We start from the raw sequence: 23073 nt of genomic DNA on the forward strand, positions 1-23073 counted from the left end.
CTACCAGTGCGGCCTCAGGCTGAACGAAAAGGCCAGCATTTCGTCCTTCTGGGTGGCCATGCCCATGATCTGGTCCTTGGCCCTGATCTTGCGGTGCACATAGCCGAACGAGGCCTGCATCGGACCCTTGCGCCAGGCCACGCCGGCCTGGCCGTCGCCGACCAGCTTGCTGCTGGCGTCGGAGCTGACGCCGGCCCCGCTCCAGTCGCCTTCACTGCCGTGCAGCATGTTCAGGCCGACGGCCTGGCCGCTGGCGGCGGCGAACAGATACCAGCGTCCACGGTCGCCGAACTGGCGTCCGTCGCTGACGCCCAGCGAATCGACGACCTGGTCGCCCATCTTCTTGCCGAACCGCACGGTGGCGCCCGCCTCGGCCGAGCCGCCGGCTCCGCCGAAACCCAGGCCGGCGTGCGGCGTGACGTCGAGAGCGTATTTGCCGGCGCCCACCGACACGGCGGCCGGCCAGCCGCGGGTCACGGTGACGTCGACCTCGCGGTCCTCGAAACTGTCCTCGTCGGGTCGAACCAGGGCCAGGGGCCGGGTCTGGCCGGCCTGCGCGACGCTGGCCACCGAGACGCGGACCGAATCGACGGCGTGCTCGCCCTCGCCGACCACGACGGCGTTGGACCGGTAGCTGACCGCGCCGCGGCCCTCGTAATAGCGGTTGGTGTCGAGCAGGGCGGCGTCGCCGTAGGCGCCGGCGGGCGACAGCGCGAAGCTGGGATCGTTGGCGCGCTCGGCCTTGGCGACGGGGGCTCCAGCGAAGCCGACGGAAGCGGTGGGGACGGGGCGCTGGGCGCGGAGACCGAAGTCGAGCGGCGAGGCGGCGCGCATGTCGACGACGAAGCTGGGCGGGGCCTTGCGGGGGGCGGTGGACGCCCTATCTGGAGTGCTGGACGATTTGGCGGGCCGGGTCGGCTGGGCCTGCGCCGTGGCGATGGCCAGGACGCTCAGACCCACTCCCGTTACAAATGCGGTGCAAGCACGCATTCCAGTCCCCAGAACCCTTCCCCACGGAGAGCCTACTCGGAATTCGAATGGCGTCCATGGGACAAAACCCCACGTCATCAACATTTCGCACTGGGTATGGTTCCCGACGTGAAAACGGCGCCGCGGAGGCCCGCGACGCCGTCTAACTTCAGGAATTGTTAAGGTTTTGGGCCGGTCGATCTACTGGCAGGCCAGGCATTCGTCGTAGTCGGTCTTGGTCGGGACGTCGAAGCCGTTGGCCGGGCCCGCCACCGCGACGTCGGAACCGGCGTAGGACGCCCGTTGCACCGACTTGGAGCGCAGGTAGTACAGCGACTTCACGCCGCGCTCCCAGGCCTGCCAGTGCAGCATGTGCAGGTCCCACTTGTCGACGTCGCCGGGCAGGAAGATGTTCACCGACTGGCTCTGGCAGACTTCCGGCGTGCGGTCGGCGGCCAGCTCGACCACCCAGCGCTGGTCCAGTTCGAAGGCGGTCTTGTAGACGTCCTTGTCGTCCTGGCTGAGGAAGTCCAGGTGCTGGACCGAGCCCTCGTTCTCCAGGATCGAACCCCAGACCGCGTCGGTGTTCTGGCCCTTCTCCTCGAGCAGCTTCTCCAGGTAGGGGTTCTTCACCGCGAACGAGCCCGACAGGGTCTTGTGCGTGTAGATGTTGGCCGGGATCGGCTCGATGCCGGCCGAGGTGCCGCCGCAGATGATCGAAATCGACGCGGTCGGGGCGATGGCCAGCTTGTGCGAGAAGCGCTCCATCGAGCCGCGATCGGCGGCGTCCGGGCACGGCCCCTTCTCCTCGCCGATCGAGATCGACGCCTTGTCGGCCTCGCGGCGCAGGTGCTTGAACATCCGCATGTTCCAGCTCTTGGCCAGGGCGCTCTCGAACGGCACGTTCTGGCTCTGCAGGAAGCTGTGGAAGCCCATCAGGCCCAGGCCCACCGAACGCTCGCGCATGGCGGCGTAGGCGGCGGTCGAGGCGGCGTCCGGCGCGCGGTCGATGAAGTCCTGCAGGACGTTGTCGAGGAAGCGCATGATGTCCTCGATGAACATCGGGTGGTCGCGCCACTCCAGGAAGGTCTCGGCGTTCACCGACGACAGGCAGCAGACGGCGGTGCGGTCGTTGCCCAGGTGATCGACGCCGGTGTGCAGCATGATCTCGCTGCACAGGTTCGACTGGCGAACCTTCAGGCCCAGCTCTTGCTGGTGCTTGGGCATGGCGCGGTTCACGGTGTCGGAGAAGATCAGGTAGGGCTCGCCGGTCTGCAGGCGCAGCTCCAGGACCTTCTGCCACAGGGCGCGGGCGTCGACCTCGCGCAGGACTTCGTTGGTCTTGGGCGAGCGCAGGCCGAACTTGTGGCCGTCGCGCACGGCGTGCATGAACTCGTCGGTGATCGAGATGCCGTGGTGCAGGTTCAGGGACTTGCGGTTGAAATCGCCCGACGCCTTGCGGATTTCCAGGAACTCTTCGATTTCCGGGTGGTGGATGTCCAGATAGACGGCCGCCGAACCGCGGCGCAGGCTGCCTTGGCTGATCGCCAGGGTCAGGCTGTCCATCACGCGGATGAAGGGGATGATGCCGCTGGTCTGGCCCTGGCCCTTGACCTTCTCGCCGATCGACCGGACGCCGCCCCAGTAGGTGCCGATGCCGCCGCCGTTGGCCGCCAGCCAGACGTTCTCGTTCCAGACGCCCAGGATGCCGTCCAGGCTGTCGCTGACGGCGTTCAGGAAGCAGCTGATCGGCAGGCCGCGCTCGGCGCCGCCGTTGCTCAGCACCGGGGTCGACGGCATGAACCACAGCTGGCTCATGTAGTCGTAGACGCGCTGGGCATGGTCGGCGTCGTCGGCGAAGGCCGTCGAGACGCGGGCGAACATGTCCTGGTACGACTCGCCCGGCAGCAGATAGCGGTCTTCCAGGGTGGTCTTGCCGAAATCGGTCAGCAGGGCGTCGCGCGAGCGGTCGACCTCGACCTTGCGCACCAGCGCCAGCTTGGGACGTTCAGAGGTCCGCATGCCTCCGGTGCGAGCCTGGGGGAGTGCCGTCGTCTTCGCCGCTTCACTGCCGGTCATGATCAAAAATCCATAATCAATCAGCGTGTTCCGGAAAAGGGAACGTCCCGTCCAGCCGCTACATCTTGTGGCCGAGGAGCCCCCTCAGCCCACATATGGGGCCACAGTGGCTAATGACTCGTCAACGATGAGATGCGCCTCGCGGGCGAGTTTTTTCTTAACAAGCTGTGAACGAACAACGGTGTGCGGGAAGATGCTGCGCATCATCAACGGGTTGCACGGCCAAGACAAACGCCGCCGTGACACCCTGTCGCGGGCCACAAAGAAGTGATCCGGCGGCGGAGCGGATTGCGCGGAAAAGCACTTGCCTGCGCCAGGCTCCCAGCGGGCGGGCGATCCGACGCCCACGGCGCGTTTTTCGCTCCGTGGGCGAACCCAGAATCGAGCCCGGCGGCCAGCCCTCCGTCACGCCGCGTATCGCGGCGCGCCATCTCCCCGCTTCGCGAGGGCGGAAAAGAAAAGGGCCCGGCGTCGCCGCCGGGCCCTCAACCTTAGTGCCTGATCGCGATCTTAGAAGTTGATCGAGATCGTGGAACGGCGGTTCAGCGGTTCCTTCACACCATCGCCGGTGGCGACGGCGGGGGCGCTTTCACCCTTCCAGTCAACGGCCAGGGTGTCGGCGGCGACACCGGCGCCGACCAGGGCGTCAGCCACGGCCTTCGCACGACGCTCCGAGAGCTTGGCGTTGTACTTCGGCGAACCCGAGGTGTCGGTGTGACCGACAACCACCAGCTTGGTGGCGTGACCCGAGGTCGCGTAGTTCGCGGCTTCCGAAACCACCGACTGGGCTTCCGGCGTCAGGACGTACTGATCGAACGGGAAGTAGACGATGAACTCGCGAGCCTCATACGCCGGCGGAGGCGGCGGGGGAGGCGGCGGGGGCGGAGGCGGCGGGGGCGGAGGAGGCGGCGGCGGCGGCGGGGGCGGCGGCGGCGGCGGCGAAGCGAAGGAGTACCGCAGACCGACGGTCAGCGATTGATCCTTGTACTGGCCGGAGAACGCGCCGGCGTTCAGCGTCGACGAACCCGAGGTCTGCCAGGTGTGCTCCTGGGTGGCGAACCAGCGATAGGTCACGTCGACCTTCAGCTTGTCGGTCGCCTTGATCGAGGCGCCGGCGATGGCTTGCCACGCGACGGCGATGTCATCGTCGTCGGCGGTCAGGTTCTGGATGGCGGGGCTGGTCGGCACGCCGCTGAACTGACCCAGCGCGCTGACGTCCAGACGGTTGATGCCGAGACCGGCGCCCACGTACGGATTGATCCACGAGTCCGGCATGAAATCATACAGGACGTTGACCATCAGCGACCAGGAGTCGATCGAGCCCGACGGGCCGCCGCAGGTCGGAGCGGCCACGGTGCGGGTCACGCCGGGCGTGCAGAGCGCGATCGGCTGCTGGCGAACCGGGTTGCCGCGAACGGTGGTCAGGTCGCCGGGGCGGTAGCCGCCTTCGACTTCGGCGCGCCAGTTCGGGTTGAACTGGTAGCCGAGGCGAACGAAACCGGCCCAGTCTTCATCGGTCGACCAGGTCCAGTGATAGCGCGCGCCGTCCGGAGCGTTCAGATCCGATTCGGTGGTGATGCCCTCGGGCCAGTGGTAGCCAAGATCGACCGCGCCGTACCAGCCGGTCTCTTGGGCCGAAGCGGCGCCAGCGGCGAATACCGCGGCCAAAGCCACTCCCGCCAGGAGTTGGAGTTTCATATCAAGAGCCCTCTATTGCCCTGCACCGGCCGAGACCGACCGAGCATTGTTATACCAAGGCGCACGATCCGCGAAAGTGTCAGCTGAGCAACACCCGTCAGGTTTCGGCGTCCCCTTAGAGAAGACGCCGCGAACACATGACCGCCCCCCGCAAAATCAACTTCCGAGCGTATCGGCTGACTGTCCCGGAAAAAGCGCCAGCATAGTACCGGTTCGCACGTGAATCCGCGCGGCGCAAGGCCTTGCGAGCGTTTTGCGACCCGCGAACGTGTAAAAATGTCGCAGCCGTGCAGGAACTCCACAGTAAACGGCGGCGGGCGCCGGCTACCTCAGTCCAGGGTCCGTCGGTAGCGCGACATAGCGGCGGCGGCGATCGCCACGACAAATACCGCCAGGGCGGCAAGACTGGCCCACAGGTCCTCAACACCCAGCCCTTTGAGTAATGAGCCGCGCACCACCCGCAGGAAGTGGGTCACGGGAATCACGCTGCCCAGCGCCTGGGCCCAGGCCGGCATGCCCCGGAACGGGAACATGAAGCCCGACAGCAGGATCGACGGCAGGATGTAGAAGAACGACATCTGCACGGCCTGCAGCTGGTTGCGGGCCACGGTCGAGATCAGGAAGCCCAGCGACAGCGACCCGAGGATGAACAGCACCACCCCCACCGCCAGGGCGTCCCAGCCGCCGGCCATGGGCACCGAGAACAGCACCCGGGCCAGAATCAGGATGACCAGGGTCTGAATCAGGCCGACCACCACATAGGGCGACAGCTTGCCGATCATCACCTCGATCGGCTTGGCGGGGGTGGCCAGCAGGCTCTCCATGGTGCCGCGCTCGTATTCACGGGTCATGCCCAGCGAGGTCATCATCACCAGGGTCAGCGACAGCACCACGCCCAGCAGGCCGGGCACGATGTTGTAGGCGGTGATGGCCTCGGGATTGTAGCGCCGGTGGATCACCACCTCGAACGGATCCCGGCCGGCCCCTATGCTGGAAGACGGGGCCACCGCCCCGACCAGGTCGCGCGACAGCGCCGTACGCGGAAGATTGGCCAGGGCCGCGATCGCCCCGCCGGTGGCGGCCGGGTCGGAGGCGTCGGCCTCGACCAGGATCTGGGCCTGGTCGCCGCGCACCACCCGCCGGGTGAAGTCGGCGGGGATCGTCAGGGCGAACTGCACCTCGCCCCGGGCGATCGCCTGGTCCAGCTCCTCGGGAGAGGCGGCCTCGTGGACGATCTTGAAATAGCCGTTGTGCGCCAGGGCCGAGAGCGCGGAGCGGGCCATCGGTCCGTGATCCTGGACCAGCACCGCCGTGGGCAGATCGCGCGGATCGCTGTTGATGGCGTAGCCGAACAGCATCAGCTGGACGATCGGCATGACCAGGATCATCGCATAGGTCAGCCGGTCGCGGGTGAGCTGGATGAACTCCTTGGTCAGCACCGCCAGGATGCGGTTCAGGGACAGACCCCGATCGGAGGAGGCGGCGCTCATTGAAAGTTGTCCCGCGACGTCGCCATCAGCTGGATGAACACGTCCTCCAGGGTCGGCGAGACCTCGGTCCAGACGAACGGCGGCTTGCGGTAGGGGGCGATGGCGGCCTCCAGCGCCGCGCGGTCCTGGCCGCTGACGTGCAGGGCGGCGCCGAACGGCGCGGCCATGGCCACGCCCGGGGCCTTGGCCAGCTCGCGGCCCAGGCGGTCGGCGCCGGGCCCCTCGGCGCGGAAGGTCGTCAGGCCCGACTGGCCGATCACCGCGTCCAGGGTCCCGCGCGCCATCAGCTTGCCGTAGGCGATGTAGGCGATGTCGTGGCAGCGCTCGGCCTCGTCCATGTAGTGGGTCGAGACCATCACGGTCAGGCCCTCGGCCGACAGGGCGTGGATCTCGTCCCAGAACTCGCGCCGCGCCTGGGGGTCGACCCCGGCGGTGGGCTCGTCCAGCAGCAGCAGGCGCGGCGCGTGCAGCACGCAGGACGCCAGGGCCAGGCGCTGCTTCCAGCCGCCCGAGAGGCTCCCGGCCAACTGCTTCTGGCGATTGGCCAGGCCCAGCCGCTCCAGGGCCTCGTCCACCCGCGCGCGCCGCCGGTCCAGGCCGTAGATCCGGGCCGTGAAGTCGAGATTCTCGCGGATCGACAGGTCCTCGTAGAGCGAGAACTTCTGGGTCATGTAGCCGGTCTGGCGCTTGATCTCGTTGGCGTGGCGCCGGAAGTCCAGCCCCAGCACGGTTCCCTCGCCGGCGTCGGGGGTCAACAGGCCGCACAGCATGCGCAGGGTGGTGGTCTTGCCCGAGCCGTTGGGGCCCAGGAAGCCGGTGATCTTGCCCACGCCCACCTGGATCGACAGATCCTGGACCACGTGCTTGTCGCCGTACGACTTGTTCAGGCCGTGCACGTCGACGGCCAGCTCGCCGGCCGCGTCGTCAACGGGCTTGGCGAGGACCGCGCTCACTTGGCCGCGCCCCTCAGCGGGACCACGTCGACCGGCAGGCCGGGCGGCAGGTCGGCCGGATGGTCCGGCAGGGCCTCGACCAGGAACACCAGCCGGTCGCGGGCGTCGCGGCTGTAGATCACCGGCGGGGTGAACTCGGCCCGTGGGCTGACGAAATTGATCCGCGCGCCGAGGCCGCTCTCGCAGCCGTCGCAGCTGAACGCGATCCGGGCGCCCGGCCGGTAGAGCGCGACCTCGGCCTGGGGCACGTAGAAGCGCAGCCGCACCCGGTCGTCGGCCAGCAGGGCCACCACCGGCTGGTTGGCCGCCACCCATTCGCCGGGCTGGTAGAAGACGTCCTGCACCCGGGCGGCCGCCGGAGCCCTGGGGCTGATCTGATCCAGGCGGTCCTGGGCGACCGTCAACTGGTCGCGGGCCGCGGCGGCCTGGCTCTCGGCGGCGCGGATCGCGTCCGGCCGCGCGCCCAGCGTGCCGACCCGGCGCTGCTGCTCGACGGTCCGGACATTGGCCTGGGCGGTCTTCAGCGCGGCCCGGGCCTGGTCGAGGCGGGCGGGCGCGTAGATGCCCTTGGCGGCCAAGGGCGCGATGCGGTTGTAGTCGGCCTGGGCCTCGGCCAGGGCGGCGGCGGCGGCGGCGCGCTGGGCGTCGTAGACCGCCAGCTCGTCCGGCCGCTGGCCCTTGGCGGCGTCCCGCGCCTGGCTCTGGGCGGCGGCGGCCTGGGACGCGGCCTGGTCGCGGGCGGCCACCAGCTGGGCGGCGTCCAGGGCGAACAGCGGCTGGCCGACGGCCACGCGCTGGCCGCGCCGCACCGACACCGTGCTGACCGGGCCGGCCACGGACGCCCCGACATAAAGCGTCTCGCCCTCGACATAGCCCGACAGCCGCCGGGGATGGGCCGAGCCCGGCCCCCAGATCCGCCAGGCGACGAACCCGACCAGAAGGGCCGCCGCGACGGCCAGCACGATGCGAACCTGAGGCTTCATGCGCGCCCCTCCCCCGTTTCGACCAGCATCCCCCGGAGCGCCACCTCGGCGTGTTGGGCCAGCAAGGCCTTCAGATCGACCGGCTTGACCCCGATCGGCACGAACACCTCGCGCCACAGCACGCCCAGCAGCAGCGGCCCCGCCAGGCTGAACACATAGAGCTGGGGATCGCCGGGTCGCACCTCGCCGCGCGCCTGGGCGGCCGCCACCGCCCCGCTCATCGCGCCCAGCATCACCGAGACCACGTCCTCGTGCCAGACCTTGGCCAGCTCCGGGAAGTTGCGCGACTCGCCGATCACCATCTTGGCCACCGCCCCTAGCCGGCCCTCGGTCATCACCTCGGCGATGCGGGCGAAGACCAGGCGGATCAGGTCGGCGAACGGCAGCGGGCTCTGGCCGATGAAGCCGGCGACGGCCTGCAGGTTCGGGGCGATGGTCTCGCGCACCACCGCCCGGAACAGGTCCTGCTTGGTTTCGAAATAGAGATAGAGCGCGCCCTTGGAGACCCCGGCCCGGGCGGCGATGTCGTCCAGCCGCGCGGCCGCGAAGCCCTTCTCGGAAAACACGACCAGCGCCGCGGCGATGATCTCGCCGGGCCGGGCCTCGCTGCGTCGTCGCCACTTGGGCTGGCCGGGCTGCACGGGGTCTCTCGATATATAACTGACGGGTCAGTTATATACTTATCCACGGAGCGCGCAACCCTCTCCCGGAGGGGAGAGGGAGGGACCCGACCGCGAAGCGGTTGGGAGGGTGAGGGGTGAAGGCGGCTAACGGCGTGCCGGCACGACGGCGAGGAGCGTAACCCCTCATCCTCCCACGCCTACGGCGCGGGCCCCTCCTTCTCCCCTCCGGGAGAAGGTGTTCGCGGGTTAGCCCCTTCCCGCGTCCCTAAGCCGCTTCCGCTTGCCGCCCAGCGCGTCCGGCCGGTTCAGCACCTTGCGGTATTCGTCGCGGCGTTCGTGGATCGAGGCGATGACCAGGCCCATGGGCACGCCGATGTCGACCAGCACCGCTTCCGACAGCTGCAGCGAGGCCTCGATGGTCTCGGGCACGGCGTCGGTGGCGCCCAGCTCGTAGAGGCGGGCGGCGTGGCGGGCGTCGCGGGCCCGGGCGACGATGGTCAGGTCGGGACGATGGCCGCGAGCGGTGGCCACCACCGCCTCGGCGGCTTCCGGCGAGTCCATGGTCACGACCACGGCGCGGGCGTGATCCAGGCCGCAGCGCTCGAGCAGCTCCACCCGCGCGGCGTCGCCGAAATAGACCCGGTGGCCGGCGCGGCGGCCCTGCTGGACGAAGCTGGGGTCGCGGTCGATGGCGATCCAGGGCAGATCGTGGCGGTCCAGCATGTCGCCGACCAGCCGGCCGACCCGGCCGTAGCCGACCACCAGCACCCGGCCCGCCGGCTCCTCGCTGTGGAGGCCCACCAGATCGGGCGCTTCCTCGAGCGGCGGCGCCGCCTTCTTGGCCAGGCGCCCGCCGATCCCCGACAGCGTCGGGATCAGGAACATGGTCAGGGTCGCGGCCACCAGCACGGCCTGGCCGATCTGGTCGGAGACCACGCTGGCGGCCATGGCGTTGTCCAGGATCACGAAGGCGAACTCACCGCCCGCCGCCAGGGTCAGGGCGGCCTCGATCGACGCGCGGTTCGACAGGCCGAAAAGCCGGCCCAAGCCCATGACCATCACGCCCTTCACCACCAGCAGTCCGACGGCGACGCCCAGCACCAGGCCCGGCGCGGCGACCAACAGCGAAAGATCCAGCCGGATGCCCAGCGAGACGAAGAACAGGCTGAGCAGCAGACCCTTGAACGGCTCGATCTTGACCTCGACCTCGTGGCGATACTCGGTCTCGGCCAGCAGGATGCCGGCCACGAAGGCGCCCAGGGCCATCGACAGGCCCGACAGCGACGCCACCAGCCCCGCGCCGATGATCACCAGCAGGCAGGCGGCCATGAACATCTCTTCGCTCTTGGCCTTGGCGACCGAGCGCATCATCGGCCGCAGGGCCAGGCGGCCGAACAGCACGATGATCCCCAGGCCGACCACCGCCGGGCCCAGGGCCAGCAGGTCGCTCAGGTTGAACACCCCGTCGCCCCGGCCCAGGATCGCCAGGGTGATCAGGATCGGGGCCACCGCCAGGTCCTGGAACAGCAGCACCGAGAAGGTCGCCCGCCCGCCCTCGGCGTGCAGACGCTTGCGCTCGACCAGCACCGGCACGGCGATGGCGGTTGACGACAGGGTCAGGGCCGCGCCGATGGCCAGGGCCGCGACCGGCTGCTGGCCCAGGGCCATGGCGACGCCGCCCAGGGCCAGCGAGCAGCCGATCATCTGCAGGGCGCCCAGGCCGAAGACCAGCTTGCGCATCAGCCGCAGCCGCTCCCACGACAGCTCCAGCCCGATCATGAACAGCAGGAACACCACCCCGAACTCGGCCAGCTGGGCGATTTCCTGGGGGTTGTCGACCGTGACGTAGTCGAGCCAGGGAAGCCTGTGGCTCAGCGCGCCCAGGCCGAACGGCCCCAGGATCACGCCGGCGATCAGGAAGCCGAGAATGGGGTTCAGCTTCAGCCGCTTGAACAGCGGCGCGACGATGCCCGCCGTGGCCAGGAACAGCACCAGATCCTTGTAGTCCGCGGGCGACATCGCATGGTCCACGTGGTCGGGTCTCCTTTGAAGGACGCCAGCCAGGAAGGGGCTAACTGGCCTGTTTCAGTCTCACACCGGCGCCGGCCTCGGCGCCATGATCGTTTCCGGGCGGGATCAACGCCACGCCGCCGGTCTCCAGCGCGTCGATCAGCAGGCGTTCGGTGCTATGGTGCAGGGCGTGGCGCTCGGTCTCGAAATCCTTGACCGTGCTGCGCGAGACCCCGGCCCGGTCAGCCAAATCGCCTTGCGACCAGCCCAGCAGGCCGCGCGCGCCCCGGCACTGGGCCGGCAGGAGAATTTTTGCGTGGGGCATCTGGCGCTCCCGGGCATCGTCACCCATATTGGTTGAGTACGCCCGAAAATGTTGACCGTCAAGGAGAGCCTTTGCACCACACCTCGTTGATCGCCACCATCGTCGCCGGCCTGGGCCTGGCCTTCGTGTTCGGCGCCGTCGCCAACCGCCTGAAGCTGCCCGTGCTGGTCGGCTACCTGGTGGCCGGCGTGGTCGTCGGGCCGTTCACGCCCGGCTACGTGGCCGATCAGGAGCTGGCGCCGCAGCTGGCCGAGATCGGGGTGATCCTGCTGATGTTCGGGGTGGGGCTGCACTTCTCGGTCAAGGACCTGCTGGCGGTGCGCAAGATCGCCATCCCCGGCGCCGTGGTCCAGATCCTGGCGGCCACCGCCATGGGCGTGGGCCTGGCCCACCTGCTGGGCTGGACGCTGGGGGCGGGGGTCGTGTTCGGCCTGGCGCTGTCGGTGGCCTCGACCGTGGTGCTGCTGCGGGCCCTGCAGGAGCGGCGGCTGATCGAGACCGACCGCGGCCGCATCGCCGTCGGCTGGCTGATCGTCGAGGACCTGGCCATGGTGCTGGCCCTGGTGCTGCTGCCGGCCCTGTCGGGCATGCTCGGCGGCGAGGCCCCGCCGCCCGGCCCCGGCGGCGTCGCCGGCGCCTTCGCGATCACCATCGGCAAGGTCGGCGCCTTCGTGGCCCTGATGCTGATCGTCGGGCGGCGGGTGATCCCGTGGATCCTGCACCGCATCGCCCACACCGGCTCGCGCGAGCTGTTCCGCCTGGCGGTGCTGGCCATTGCTCTGGGTGTCGCGTTCGGCTCGGCGGCGCTGTTCGGCGTGTCGTTCGCCCTGGGGGCCTTCTTCGCCGGCATGATCATGGCCGAGAGCGAGCTCAGCCAGCAGGCCGCCAACGAGACCCTGCCGCTGCGCGACGCCTTCGCCGTGCTGTTCTTCGTGTCGATCGGCATGCTGTTCAACTGGTCGGTGATCCTGCGCGAGCCCCTGGCCGTGCTGGCCACCCTGGCCATCATCGTGATCGGCAAGTCGGTGGCGGCCTGGCTGATCGTCGTGGCCTTCAAGCGCCCGCAGAGCGTGGCCCTGACCATCTCGGCCAGCCTGGCCCAGATCGGCGAGTTCTCGTTCATCCTGGCGGGGCTGGGCGTGTCGCTGAAGCTGCTGCCCAAGGACGGCCAGGACCTGATCCTGGCGGGGGCCATCCTGTCGATCCTGATCAACCCGCTGCTGTTCGTGGTGCTGGACAAGATCCTGCCCAAGCTGATCGGTCGGACGGGCGAGCCCGTGGCCCCGGCGATCGCCGCCCAGCCCCACGGCGTGCTGGTCGGCTACGGCCGGGTCGGCAAGGCCGTGGCCGAGGGCCTGAAAGGCCGCATGCCGCTCGTCGTGATCGAAGACGAAAGCGAACGCGCCGACGAACTGCGGGCCGGCGGCTTTGACGTGCTGCAAGGCAACGCCGTGCGCCCCGAGGTGCTGCTCAAGGCCGGCCTGGCCGAGGCCACCCACCTGTTCGTCGCCGTGCCCAGCCCGTTCGAGGCCGCCCGGATCATCGAGCAGGCCCGCGCCGCCAACCCGGCGGTCAAGATCATCGCCCGCGCCTATACCGACGCCGACGTCGCTCTGCTGACCCAGATGGGCGCCACCCACGCCCTGATCGGCGAGCAGGAGATCGCGCGCGGCATGCTGGCCCTGGCGCCGAAGCGGGCGGCGCCGGCGGTTTCGGTGCACTAGGGTCGGGGACATGCACGTGTGCGTGTCCCCATTTCAGGCACGGAGGTTTCGGTGGGGACACGCACAAGTGCATGTCCCCGGCGCCGCATTGACCAAACGCCCGCCAGCGCCTACTCCCCGAAAATCATGAGCCCCCGCCGCGCCCAGACCCGGACGACCTGGCCCATCGCCCTGCTGGCGATGCTGGCTCTGCTGGTCCAGGCCCTGATCCCGGCCGCGGCCATGGCCCACGACGCCGCCGGCCAGTCGGTGGTGATCTGCACCGCCGACGGCGCCAAGGCCGTGCAGGTGGCCGGAGACGTGATCGGCAAGCCGAAACCCGCCAAGGGCTTCGCCGGACTGCCCTGCGCCCAGTGCGTGGCCGTCAGCCTGGCGGTCACCACCCCGCCCGACATCGCCGTCGCCCCGGTGCTCTACAGCGCCCGCATCGAGACCGCGCCCCGCGCCGCCCTGACCGGCGTCGCCCTGGCCCGCGCCCCGCCGCGCCCGCCCGGACAGGGACCGCCGACCGCCTGATCGCCTGACACCTTCATCCGCGCGCCCGGCCGCCGGCCGACGCGCGTCGTCATGCTTTCGGGGCTATCTCCATGTCAAAATCCTTCCGCCGGGGCCTGATGGCCGGCGCCGCCTTCTGCCTGTCGTCCTCCGCCGCCTTCGCCGCGCCAGAGGCCGTCGATACCGACCAGCGCGCCACCGTCGACTCGGTCATCGTCACCGCCCGCCCCGATCCCGAGGATCCGCCGGTCGTGGCGGCCGCCCGCAAGCGTCTGTCGGAAACCCCCGGCGGCGTCTCGGTGATCTCCCAGGAGAGCTACATCAGCCGCGAGGCCCTGGCCCTGGACGACATGCTGCGCGACGCCCCGGGCGTCTACGCCCAGCGCAAGTGGGGCGGGGATGTGCGCATCTCCATTCGCGGCTCGGGGATCGGCAACGCCAACCACAATCGCGGCCTGCTGCTGGCCCAGGACGGCGTGCCGCTGAACGAGGCCGACGGCTACGGCGACAGCCAGATCGCCGACCCGCTGAACACCCGCTACGCCGAGGTCTATCGCGGCGGCAACGCCCTGCGCTTCGGCGGGGCCCTGCTGGGCGGGGCGATCAACATGGTCACCCCCACGGGCAAGGACGCCGGGTTCGAGAACCAGGTCCGCATCGACGGCGGCGCGTTCGGCCTGCTGCGTGAGCATCTCGCCCTGGCCCGCCGGTCCGGCGACTGGGACGTCTACGCCGCCGCCACCAACCAGACCAGCCAGGGCTGGCGCTCGCAGAGCCAGCAGAACATCCAGTTCGGAAGCCTGAACATCGGGCGCTCCTTCGGCCAGGACCGTGAGGTGCGGTTCATCGTCAACGGATCCAACATCAACCAGGAGATCCCGGGCGCCCTGACCCTGGCCCAGTTCCAAACCGATCCCCACCAGACCGCCGCCGCCAACGCCAACGGCGACCAGGGCCGCAACCAGCGCGGCGTGCGCGGGTCGCTGGGCGCGACATGGCGGCTGAGCGACGATCTCGTCTTCCAGGGTTCGGTCTATGCGGTGTGGAAGGACCTGGACCACCCGATCTTCCAGGTCATCGACCAGCAGAGCCGTAACTACGGCGCCTTCGGCCGCTTCGACTGGGACGGTCAAGTCGGTGGCAAGAAGGCTGACGCCTTCTTCGGCGCCTGGCGCCGAACCGGCGATCTGGACTCCAACTTCTACGTCAATGTTCGCGGGGCCCGCGGCGCGCCGACCTCGCGCACCCAGCAGAACGCGGACGCTTTCGAGGTCTTCGGCGAGGGCCGCGTCTTCGTCACCGAGCACCTGGCCCTGGTGGCCGGCGCCACCTGGGGCCAGGCCGACCGCGACTATGTCAGCTTCGCGACGCCGGGCGTCTCCACGACCTTCAACCTGACCGCCTCCAAGACCTACAACTGGGTCTCCCCGCGCATCGGCCTGCTGTGGCAGGACGACAACGGCTCTCAGGTGTTCGCCAACATCACCCGCTCGGTCGAGCCGCCGAACCTGGGCTCGATGTCGCCGACCAACACCGGCTTCACGCCGGTCGCGGCCCAGGACGCCTGGACCGGCGAGGTCGGCGCACGCGGCCATCGCGGCCCGTTCACCTACGACGTCACCCTGTACCGCGCCGACCTGAACAAGGAGATGCTGCAGTACACGGTGAACGCGTCGATCCCGGCCTCGACCTTCAACGCCGACAAGACGATCCACCAGGGCGTCGAGGCGGCGCTCGACTGGGCGGCGGCCCCGCGCTGGCGCATCCGCCAGACCTGGACCTATTCCGACTTCCGCTTCGACGGCGACGTCCAGTACGGCGACAACCGCCTGCCGATCGTGCCCAGGAACGTCTACCGTTCGGAAGTCCGCTACGACGATCCGCGCGGCTGGTTCGTCGCCCCGTCGGTCGAATGGTCGGCCACCGATCCGTGGATCGACTACGCCAACACCAAAAAGGCGCCGGGCTATGCGATCCTGAACTTCAACGCCGGCTGGAAGGTCAGCGACCAGGTGTCGCTGTTCCTCGACGCGCGGAACCTGGCCGACAAGGCCTATGTGTCCAACACCCAGGCCGCCGTGACCTGGACCCCCGCGACCGCCACGCTCTGGCCGGGTGACGGCCGGTCGGTGTTCGGCGGCGTCACGGTCGATTTCTGAGGGAGGAGGAAGCCATGAAAGCTCCGCTGATCATCTTGCTGGCCCTGCTGGCCGCCCCCGTCCCCGCCCTGGCCCACGTGGTCGCCGCGCCCGGCGAGGCCAAGGCCGGATCCTATTCCGCCATCGCCTTCCGCGTGGGCCACGCCTGCGCGGCCGGCGACACCACGCTGAAGCTGCGGGTCGAGATCCCCGACACCGTGGTCTCGGCCCGGCCCCAGCCCAAGCCGGGCTGGACCATCGACATCGAGAAGGACGGCGAAAAGGCCACAGCGGTCACCTGGACCGGCCGCCTGCCCGACGACCAGTTCGACGACTTCGCTTTGCTGATGAAGCTGCCGAGCCAACCTGGAAACTTGGTCTTCCCGGTCATCCAGTCCTGCGAGAAGGGCGAGAGCCAGTGGACCGAGATCCCCGATCCCGACCGTCCCGGCGAGAAGCTGACCCGCCCGGCCCCGACCGTGCGCCTGATCCCCGCCGCCGAACAAACGCCTCCGATGCCTGACATGCCGGGCATGAAACACTGATGTCGAGAAACGCCATGAACCGCTTCGCCCTCGCGGCCCTCGCCGCCGTCGCCCTTCCCGCCTTCGTCGCGCCCGCTCTCGCCGGCGACTATCGGGCCGGCGGGATCGAGGTCCGCCGCCCGTGGACCCGCCCCGCCCAGGCCGGCATGAACGGCGTCGGCTACCTGACCCTGGCCAATGTCGGCGCCAAGCCGGTCAAGCTGGTCGCCGTCGAGAGCCCGGCGGCCAAGTCGGCGACGATCCACCAGTCCAGCATGGCGGGCGGCGTGTCCTCGATGCGGCCGGTGACCGGCGGCCTGACGATCGCGCCCGGCGCGAGCGTCGTCTTCGCGCCGGGCGGCTATCACCTGATGCTGATGGGCCTGACCAAGGCCCAGGCCCTGGGCGGCAAGGTGCCGCTGACCCTGGTGTTCGACGGCGGCCGCAAGCTGCGCATCGACCTGTCGGTGGAAACCGGCGCCCCGAAGGCGGGAGCGGACCCGATGGCCGGGATGCACATGGACCACTGAGGGCGGGGGGCGTGAATCCCTCTCTCTTAGAGAGAGGGAGGGGTTTGAACGCCGCCACCCAAACATGACAAAAAAGTAAGGGGCGAAAACGTTCCGGGGATGGCCAAGTCACGGTTCGGATTTTCCAACGGATCGCTGCTTCATGAAACGAGTCTGGTTCGCCGCCGCCGCCATGGCCGCCCTGTCCCTGTCGGCCTTCGGCGCGCAGGCGCGTGAAGACCACGACCACGCCTGCCTGAACGACGCCTGCACCCTGCAATCGCTGTTCGTCGCCGCCGACACCCCGGCGGCCGGCCCGGCGACGATGTCGCTGGACTCGCCGCGCTACGGGACCTGGGGCTTCGACGCGGCGGGCATGGACCGCTCGGTCAAGCCGGGCGACGACTTCTATAAGTTCGCCAACGGGACCTGGGACGCCAACACCACCATCCCCAGCGACCGCTCGCGCTACGGCAATTTCGACAAGCTGTCGGAACTGTCGGAAGCCCGCACCAGGGCGATCATCACCGAGGCCGCGGCCAGCGCCGCGCCCGACGCCGACACGGTCAAGATCGGCGCCGCCTACAAGGCGTTCATGGACGAGGCCCTGGCCGAGAAGCTGGACGCCAAGCCGATCGCCCCCGAGCTGACCGACATCCGCAAGGTCGGGACCAGGGACGACTTCACCGCCCTGATGGGCCGCAATCCCACCACCGGCTTCTCGGCGATCCTGGGCCTGGGCATCAATCCCGACGCCAAGAACCCGACGCGCTACGCCGTCTACGCCTCGACCGGCGGCCTCAGCCTGCCCGACCGCGACTATTATCTCGACGCCAAGTTCGCCGAGAAGAAGACCGCCTACGAGGCCTATGTCGCCCAGATGCTGACCCTGATCGGCTGGGACAAGCCGGCCGAGAACGCCAAGGCGATCGTGGCCTTCGAGACCCAGCTGGCCGAGGCCTCGTGGACCCGCGCCGCGCGCCGCGACCGCGACAAGACCTACAACCCCATGAGCCTGGCCGAACTTCAGGCCCTGACCCCGGGCTTCGCCTGGAACCGCTATCTGGTCGGGACCGAGCTGCCGCCGTTCGACCGCGTGGTGGTGACCACCAACACCGCCTTCCCCCAGTTCGCCAAGATCTACGCCGACACGCCGCTGGACACGCTGAAGGCCTGGCAGGCGTTCAAGGTGGCCGACGGCGCGGCCCCGATGCTGTCCAAGCGCTTCGTCGACGCCAACTTCGAGTTCCGCAGCAAGACCCTGGCCGGCCAGCCCGAGCAGAAGCCCCGCTGGAAGCGCGCCGTCGCGGCGGTCAACGGCGAGCTGGGCGAGTCGGTCGGCCGCGTCTACGTGGCCCGCTACTTCCCGCCGGAATCCAAGGCCAAGATGATCGACCTGGTCGGCAACATCCGCGGCGTGCTGAAGGCCCGCCTGGAGACGCTGGACTGGATGTCGCCGGAGACCAAGGCCCAGGCCGAGGAGAAGCTGGCGCAGTTCACCGTCAAGATCGGCTATCCCGACAAGTGGCGCGACTATTCCAAGCTGACGATCAAGGCCGACGACGTCTACGGCAACGCCCTGCGCTCGGCCGCCTTCGAATGGCGCCACGACGTCGAGCGCCTGAACGGCCCGGTCGACAAGAGCGAGTGGGGCATGACCCCGCAGACGGTCAACGCCTACTACAGCTCGGTCAATAACGAGATCGTCTTCCCGGCCGCCATCCTGCAGGCCCCGTTCTTCCATCCGGACGCCGACCCGGCCGTCAATTACGGCGGCATCGGCGGGGTGATCGGCCACGAGATCAGCCACGGCTTCGACGACCAGGGCCGCAAGTCGGACGGCAAGGGCGTGCTGCGCGACTGGTGGACCGCCGAGGACGCCGCCAAGTTCAAGGCCCAGGCCGACCGGCTGGGCGCCCAGTATTCGGCCTTCGAACCCCTGCCGGGCGCGCACGTCAACGGCCAGCTGACCATGGGCGAGAACATCGGCGACATGGGCGGCCTGGCCTTCGCCCTGCAGGCCTATCACGTCTCGCTGGGCGGCAAGCCGGCCCCGGTGATCGACGGCTTCACCGGCAACCAGCGCGTCTATCTGGGCTGGGCCCAGGTCTGGCGGGCCAAGCAGCGCGACGACGCCCTGCGCCAGCAGGTGGTCAGCGACCCGCACTCGCCGGCCTATTACCGCGTCAACGGCACGATCCGGAACCAGGACGGCTGGTACGGCGCCTTCGACATCAAGCCCGGCGACAAGCTGTACGTGGCGCCGGAGGACCGGGTTCGAATCTGGTGATCGAACGGGGACACGCCCTCGCGGCGTGTCCCCATCAGCATCAGACCGCGCGGGCCATTTAGCCTCCGTGCGTCGGGTGGGGACACGCCGCAAGGGCATGTCCCCGAACGCAAAAACGGCGGCCCGCATCGCGGAGCCGCCGTTTTTATCGGGTCTGTCAAAAACCGAAATCAGACCCAGATACACCAAACCCGTCGCGGGGGATAATCGCGACGGGTCCAGCTATTTCTCGATCATTCGATCTAGGTGGGCGTTTCCTCCCCGAAACGCCGAAGGAAGGGAGCTCTCTTTGGGCTCGTTTCTTCCTTGCAAGGGGTAGAAACGGCAAATCCGAGATGGTGTCAACGGCAACGATCCGGATTCCACGACGGCCAAGGAATATTTTTGACATAAAACCGTTAGATTGGACCGTCGGGTCAAACTTATCGCCGATCTCCTAGCGATTTTTTGACAAGTCAGTCAAAACTTACCGAACCAGCCGATCCCGAAGCGCGTCCAGAACCGCCGACCGCGACTCGAAGACATAGTCGGGACGCGAGACGGTGACCGGCTCGACCCCGGCCGCGCCCAAGGCCGCGGCGGCTTCGAACAGGTCGGCGGCGGCCAGCAGGGCGCCGTTGGCCCGGCGCGCGCCCTGGCCGACGAACGGGGCCACGGCGGCCTGGCCCGCCGCGTCCTGCTCGGCCGGCCAGACCAGGGTGGCCATGTTGCGGGCCCGGCCCTTGGCCTCGACCACCGACAGCAGGCGGGCCAGCGACTCGATCTGGCCCGGCGTCCACGGCGTGATCAGCGAGGCGGTCAGCTGGGCCTGGCTCTTGAGGATCACCCCGTCGCTCAGCACCTTCAGCCCGTTGGCCGCCAGGGTGGCCCCGGTGGTGGTGATGTCGACCACCAGCTCGGCCGCGCCGGCCGCCGGGGCCCCCTCGGTGGCCCCGCTGCTCTCGACGATCCGGTAGTCGGCCACGCCGTGGCGGGCGAAGAAGGCCCGGGTCTGGGTGACGTACTTGGTGGCCACCCGCAGGCGCCGGCCGGTCTTGGCGAGATGGGCGTGACCGACCTCGTCGATGTCGGCCATGGTGTCGACGTCCAGCCAGCTCTTGGGAGCGGTGACCACCAGGTCGGCGCGGCCGAAGCCCAGGGCCCGCAGCAGCATGACCCGCGCGTCCATGTCGTCGCCGCGCTCGCGCAGCAGGTCCTCGCCGGTGACGCCCAGGTGCAGCTCGCCGCTGTCCAGGCCCGCGGCGATGTCGCCGGCCGACAGCAGCCGCACCGACACGCCCGGCAGGCCCGACAGTTCGGCGCTATAGCCGCGCGAGCCGCCCGACATCTCCAGCCGGAAGCCGCACTCGGCCAGCCAGGCCTCGACCTGCTCCTTCAGCCGGCCCTTTGACGGAATGGCGAAGATCATTTGAGCGCTCATTCGCCACCCCCCGCATAGGCTCGCGCCGGGCGCACCATGCAGCCCACGGCGCCGGTTTTCGTCTCGGATCCCCCTCTTGAGGTATCAAGCCGGGCGGGCAGGCCGTCGTAGCGGCCGCCGGCGGCCACCGGCCGCTCCTCGTCCAGGGCGGCGCTGCGCACCTCGAACAGGAAGCCGTCGTAATAGCCGAACGCGCGCCCGAAGGCGGCGGTCAGGCGCATGCGGTCCTCCGGAACGCCGCGCGCGACCAGGCCGGCCAGGCGCTTGCGCCAGCCGTCCAGGGCCGCGTCCAGCGTCGCGCGCCGCGGACCGGCCAGGGCCGAGATGGCGTCCAGGGCCGCGCCCGGACGGTCGCTGACCGCCAGGAAGGCCCGCACGGCCTGCGCCTCGCCGGCCGACAGGGCGCCGGCCTGCGCGGCCTGGGCCCGCTCGACCAGGCGGTGGGCGATCTCGGCGGGGCGGCGGCCGCCCACCGGCTCGATGCCGGCCAGCGACCACAGCTCCTGCAGCACCGCCGAGGCCTCGGCCTCGGGCAGGCCGGCCAGCAGGGCGGCGATGCGGCTTTTCTCTTCGCCCGCGCCTTGTCCGAGGGCCGACGAGCCGCCCTCCAGCTCGATCTTCAGCTGGCGCGGCTTGGCGAAGGCCCGCTTCAGCCGCGCGCCCAGCGGCGGGGTCAGGCCCAGGCTGTCGACGAAGGCCCCGAACAGGCTCACATCGCCCAGCAGCAGGGTCAGGTCGTCGCGCCCGCCCGCCGCCGAGCTGGCCCAGGCCAGGGCGGCGATCTCGGCGTCGGCGGCCACGGGATCGCCGGCTTCGAAGGCCTCGACCCCGATCTGCAGGAACTCCTCGGCCCGGTCGCTGCCGCGCGGCGCGACGCGGAACGCCTTGCCTTCGTAGAGGTAGCGGCCCTCCCCGTCTCCGGCCGCCAGGTGCTGGCGGGCGATGGCGACGGTGAAGTCGGGGCGCAGGCAGGCCTCCTCGCCCGCGTCGCCGGAGACCACGAACAGCCGCGAGCGCATGGCCTCGCCGGCCAGGTCCAGCAGCAGGCCCAGGGGCTGCAGCACGGGCGCGTCGGTCGGGGCGGCTCCGGCCGTCAGGAACGGGGCGCGGATGGCGTCGAGCGCCTCCGCCGGAATGGAACGCTCGAGCCTCATGAACCTAGCCCCCGATGATCTTGCGGCCAATAATCGTTTTAACCGCCGCGACCAGCTCGCCGCGCGGGATCGTCTGCTGGCCGGGACGCTCGGCCTTCCAGGCGGCGTTGTCGGCCACCCCGGCGGCCAGCTCGCGGCCCAGGTCCAGGTCCTTGATCGTGATCGTGCCGGCCGCGATCTCGTCGCCGCCCAGCATGACGGCCGCCGGCGCCATGCGGCGGTCGGCGTATTTCATCTGCGGCCGCATGCCCGAGGTCCCCAGATAGACCTCGGCCGCGATCCCGGCGTTGCGCAGCTCGCCGACCACGGCGAAATACTCGCCCATGTGGGCCTGGTCGAAATTGATGATCACCACCGGGCCGCGCGCCTGGCCGCCGGGCTCGCGCCCCGCCGCCCGCAGGGCCGCCGCCAGGCGCGAGACGCCGAACGAGAAGCCGGTCGCCGGCGTCTGCTGGCCGGTGAACCGCGCCACTAGGTCGTCATAGCGCCCGCCGCCGCCGATCGAGCCGAAGCTGACCTTGGCGCCCTTGTCGTCCGTGGTCGACAGCAAGAGCTCGGCCTCGAACACCGCGCCGGTGTAGTACTCAAGCCCCCGGACGATCGACGGCTCGAACAGCGCCTGGTCGTCGGCCACGCCCAGGCTCTTCAGGGCCGCGTCGATCTTGGCCAGCTCCTCCAGCCCCTCGTCGCCCTCGGCCGAGCCGCCGATCACCTTGGCGATCTTGGCCAGCGTCTCGGACCGGCCGCCAATCCCGCCTTGGGGCCCGGCCTGGACGAAGTCCAGCACCGAGTCGATCGCCTTGCCCGCCAGGCCCGCGCCCTTGGTGAAGGCGCCGCTCTCGTCCAGGCGGCCCTCGCCCAGCAGCAGGCGCACGCCCTCGACGCCCAGGCGGTCCAGCTTGTCGACGGCCCGCAGCACGCCCAGCTTCTGGCCGTTGGTCTCGACCCCGGCCGCGGTCAGCAGGCCGTTGAGAAGCTTGCGATTGTTGATCTTCAGCACCGCCGCGCCGCGCGGCAGGCCGGCGGCCTCGAGACCGGCCACGGCCATGGCGATGATCTCGGCGTCGGCCTCGGGACGGGCCGAGCCGACGGTGTCGGCGTCGCACTGGATGAACTCGCGGAACCGGCCCGGACCCGGCTTCTCGTTGCGCCACACCGGCCCGAACGCGTAGCGGCGGAACGGCTTGGGCAGGGTCTCCCAGTTCTGGGCGGCGAAGCGGGCCAGGGGCGCGGTCAGGTCGTAGCGCAGCGCCATCCACTGGTCGTCATCGTCCTGCAGGGCGAACACCCCCTCGTTGGGACGGTCGCTGTCGGGCAGGAACTTGCCCAGGGCGTCGGCATATTCGAACGCCCCGGTGTCCAGCGCCTCGAAGCCGTAGCGCTCATAGACCGCCGACACCGCCTCCAGGATCGCCCGCTCGGCCCGCAAGTCGCGGGCGCGCTTGTCGGCGAAGCCGCGCGGCGCGCGGGCCTCGGGACGGAAGGTGGTCGCTTCGGGAGCGTCGGTCTGGTCGGTCATGCGCGCGTCGGGTCCTGGTCGTAGGTCTCGACGGATGGCGCTTTTGCTCAAGCCCCATCCGCCTTGGGCGGGGGCTCGGGCTGGGTGTCGCTAGAGCGAACGGACCCGGCCGATCCCGCGAGGCGAGGTCGGATGGTGGTGGCGGCCGTGATGGTGCGGCGTACGGGTCA

The 23073-nt window shown here is 69.8% G+C and carries 18 protein-coding genes; 6 read left to right on the forward strand and 12 right to left on the reverse strand.

The annotated features are described in order from the left end of the window. From ASD21_RS02330 to ASD21_RS02370, 9 genes are all read right to left on the reverse strand, one after another. Nucleotides 1-960, reverse strand: coding sequence for a lipid A-modifier LpxR family protein (locus tag ASD21_RS02330; RefSeq protein WP_235524819.1), 960 nt, complete (start codon nucleotides 958-960; stop codon nucleotides 1-3). Nucleotides 961-1170: 210 nt separating this feature from the next. Continuing rightward, nucleotides 1171-3054, reverse strand: coding sequence for a ribonucleoside-diphosphate reductase subunit alpha (locus tag ASD21_RS02335; RefSeq protein ID WP_156390538.1), 1884 nt, complete (start codon nucleotides 3052-3054; stop codon nucleotides 1171-1173). A 504-nt stretch (nucleotides 3055-3558) separates the two neighbouring features. Then, complete coding sequence (locus tag ASD21_RS25000; protein WP_056436056.1) at nucleotides 3559-4746, reverse strand: OmpA family protein; 1188 nt, start codon at nucleotides 4744-4746, stop codon at nucleotides 3559-3561. Between the two features lie 329 nt (nucleotides 4747-5075). Further along, entirely contained in the window at nucleotides 5076-6236 is a 1161-nt protein-coding gene (locus ASD21_RS02345) for an ABC transporter permease (RefSeq protein WP_056436060.1), read from the reverse strand. Beyond that, nucleotides 6233-7189: an ABC transporter ATP-binding protein gene (locus ASD21_RS02350; protein WP_056436063.1), complete on the reverse strand. Its 957-nt coding sequence runs from the start codon at nucleotides 7187-7189 to the stop codon at nucleotides 6233-6235. Before ASD21_RS02350 ends, ASD21_RS02345 begins: the two co-directional genes overlap by 4 nt. Further along, nucleotides 7186-8172: an HlyD family secretion protein gene (locus ASD21_RS02355; RefSeq protein ID WP_056436066.1), complete on the reverse strand. Its 987-nt coding sequence runs from the start codon at nucleotides 8170-8172 to the stop codon at nucleotides 7186-7188. Before ASD21_RS02355 ends, ASD21_RS02350 begins: the two co-directional genes overlap by 4 nt. Then, nucleotides 8169-8813 carry a TetR/AcrR family transcriptional regulator gene (locus ASD21_RS02360; protein ID WP_056436069.1) on the reverse strand — a complete coding sequence of 215 codons (645 nt, stop codon included), beginning with the start codon at nucleotides 8811-8813 and terminating at the stop codon, nucleotides 8169-8171. Before ASD21_RS02360 ends, ASD21_RS02355 begins: the two co-directional genes overlap by 4 nt. Nucleotides 8814-9041: 228 nt before the next feature. After that, nucleotides 9042-10814 carry a cation:proton antiporter domain-containing protein gene (locus tag ASD21_RS02365; protein ID WP_056436071.1) on the reverse strand — a complete coding sequence of 591 codons (1773 nt, stop codon included), beginning with the start codon at nucleotides 10812-10814 and terminating at the stop codon, nucleotides 9042-9044. A gap of 52 nt (nucleotides 10815-10866) precedes the next feature. Then, nucleotides 10867-11130: a helix-turn-helix transcriptional regulator gene (locus ASD21_RS02370; protein WP_056436322.1), complete on the reverse strand. Its 264-nt coding sequence runs from the start codon at nucleotides 11128-11130 to the stop codon at nucleotides 10867-10869. 71 nt (nucleotides 11131-11201) lie between these two features. Between ASD21_RS02370 and ybaL the strand changes: the two genes are divergently transcribed. The 6 genes from ybaL to ASD21_RS02400 all read left to right on the forward strand — a co-directional run bounded on the left by ybaL (nucleotide 11202) and on the right by ASD21_RS02400 (nucleotide 18810). Beyond that, nucleotides 11202-12854 carry a YbaL family putative K(+) efflux transporter gene (ybaL, locus tag ASD21_RS02375; RefSeq protein WP_056436075.1) on the forward strand — a complete coding sequence of 551 codons (1653 nt, stop codon included), beginning with the start codon at nucleotides 11202-11204 and terminating at the stop codon, nucleotides 12852-12854. A gap of 126 nt (nucleotides 12855-12980) precedes the next feature. Then, complete coding sequence (locus tag ASD21_RS02380; protein WP_056436078.1) at nucleotides 12981-13370, forward strand: DUF2946 family protein; 390 nt, start codon at nucleotides 12981-12983, stop codon at nucleotides 13368-13370. A 71-nt stretch (nucleotides 13371-13441) separates the two neighbouring features. Beyond that, entirely contained in the window at nucleotides 13442-15508 is a 2067-nt protein-coding gene (locus ASD21_RS02385; protein WP_056436080.1) for a TonB-dependent receptor family protein, read from the forward strand. 14 nt (nucleotides 15509-15522) lie between these two features. Continuing rightward, nucleotides 15523-16032 (forward strand): YcnI family protein, encoded by a 510-nt coding sequence (locus ASD21_RS02390; protein WP_056436082.1) that lies wholly within the window; start codon nucleotides 15523-15525, stop codon nucleotides 16030-16032. 14 nt (nucleotides 16033-16046) lie between these two features. Then, nucleotides 16047-16541 carry a copper chaperone PCu(A)C gene (locus tag ASD21_RS02395; protein ID WP_056436085.1) on the forward strand — a complete coding sequence of 165 codons (495 nt, stop codon included), beginning with the start codon at nucleotides 16047-16049 and terminating at the stop codon, nucleotides 16539-16541. Nucleotides 16542-16683: 142 nt separating this feature from the next. Continuing rightward, complete coding sequence (locus tag ASD21_RS02400; RefSeq protein WP_056436087.1) at nucleotides 16684-18810, forward strand: M13 family metallopeptidase; 2127 nt, start codon at nucleotides 16684-16686, stop codon at nucleotides 18808-18810. Nucleotides 18811-19276: 466 nt separating this feature from the next. On the opposite strand, the gene hisG is transcribed toward ASD21_RS02400, so the two are convergent. Genes hisG through hisS form a run of 3 tightly spaced genes read right to left on the reverse strand, consistent with a single transcriptional unit; the run spans nucleotide 19277 to nucleotide 22903 of the window. Next, nucleotides 19277-20230 carry an ATP phosphoribosyltransferase gene (gene hisG / locus ASD21_RS02405; protein WP_056436091.1) on the reverse strand — a complete coding sequence of 318 codons (954 nt, stop codon included), beginning with the start codon at nucleotides 20228-20230 and terminating at the stop codon, nucleotides 19277-19279. Continuing rightward, entirely contained in the window at nucleotides 20227-21384 is a 1158-nt protein-coding gene (locus tag ASD21_RS02410) for an ATP phosphoribosyltransferase regulatory subunit (protein WP_056436093.1), read from the reverse strand. Before ASD21_RS02410 ends, hisG begins: the two co-directional genes overlap by 4 nt. 4 nt (nucleotides 21385-21388) lie before the next feature. Continuing rightward, nucleotides 21389-22903 carry a histidine--tRNA ligase gene (gene hisS, locus ASD21_RS02415; protein WP_056436096.1) on the reverse strand — a complete coding sequence of 505 codons (1515 nt, stop codon included), beginning with the start codon at nucleotides 22901-22903 and terminating at the stop codon, nucleotides 21389-21391. Nucleotides 22904-23073 lie beyond the last annotated feature (170 nt).

Source organism: Caulobacter sp. Root1455 (assembly GCF_001426905.1).
Lineage (GTDB): Bacteria > Pseudomonadota > Alphaproteobacteria > Caulobacterales > Caulobacteraceae > Caulobacter.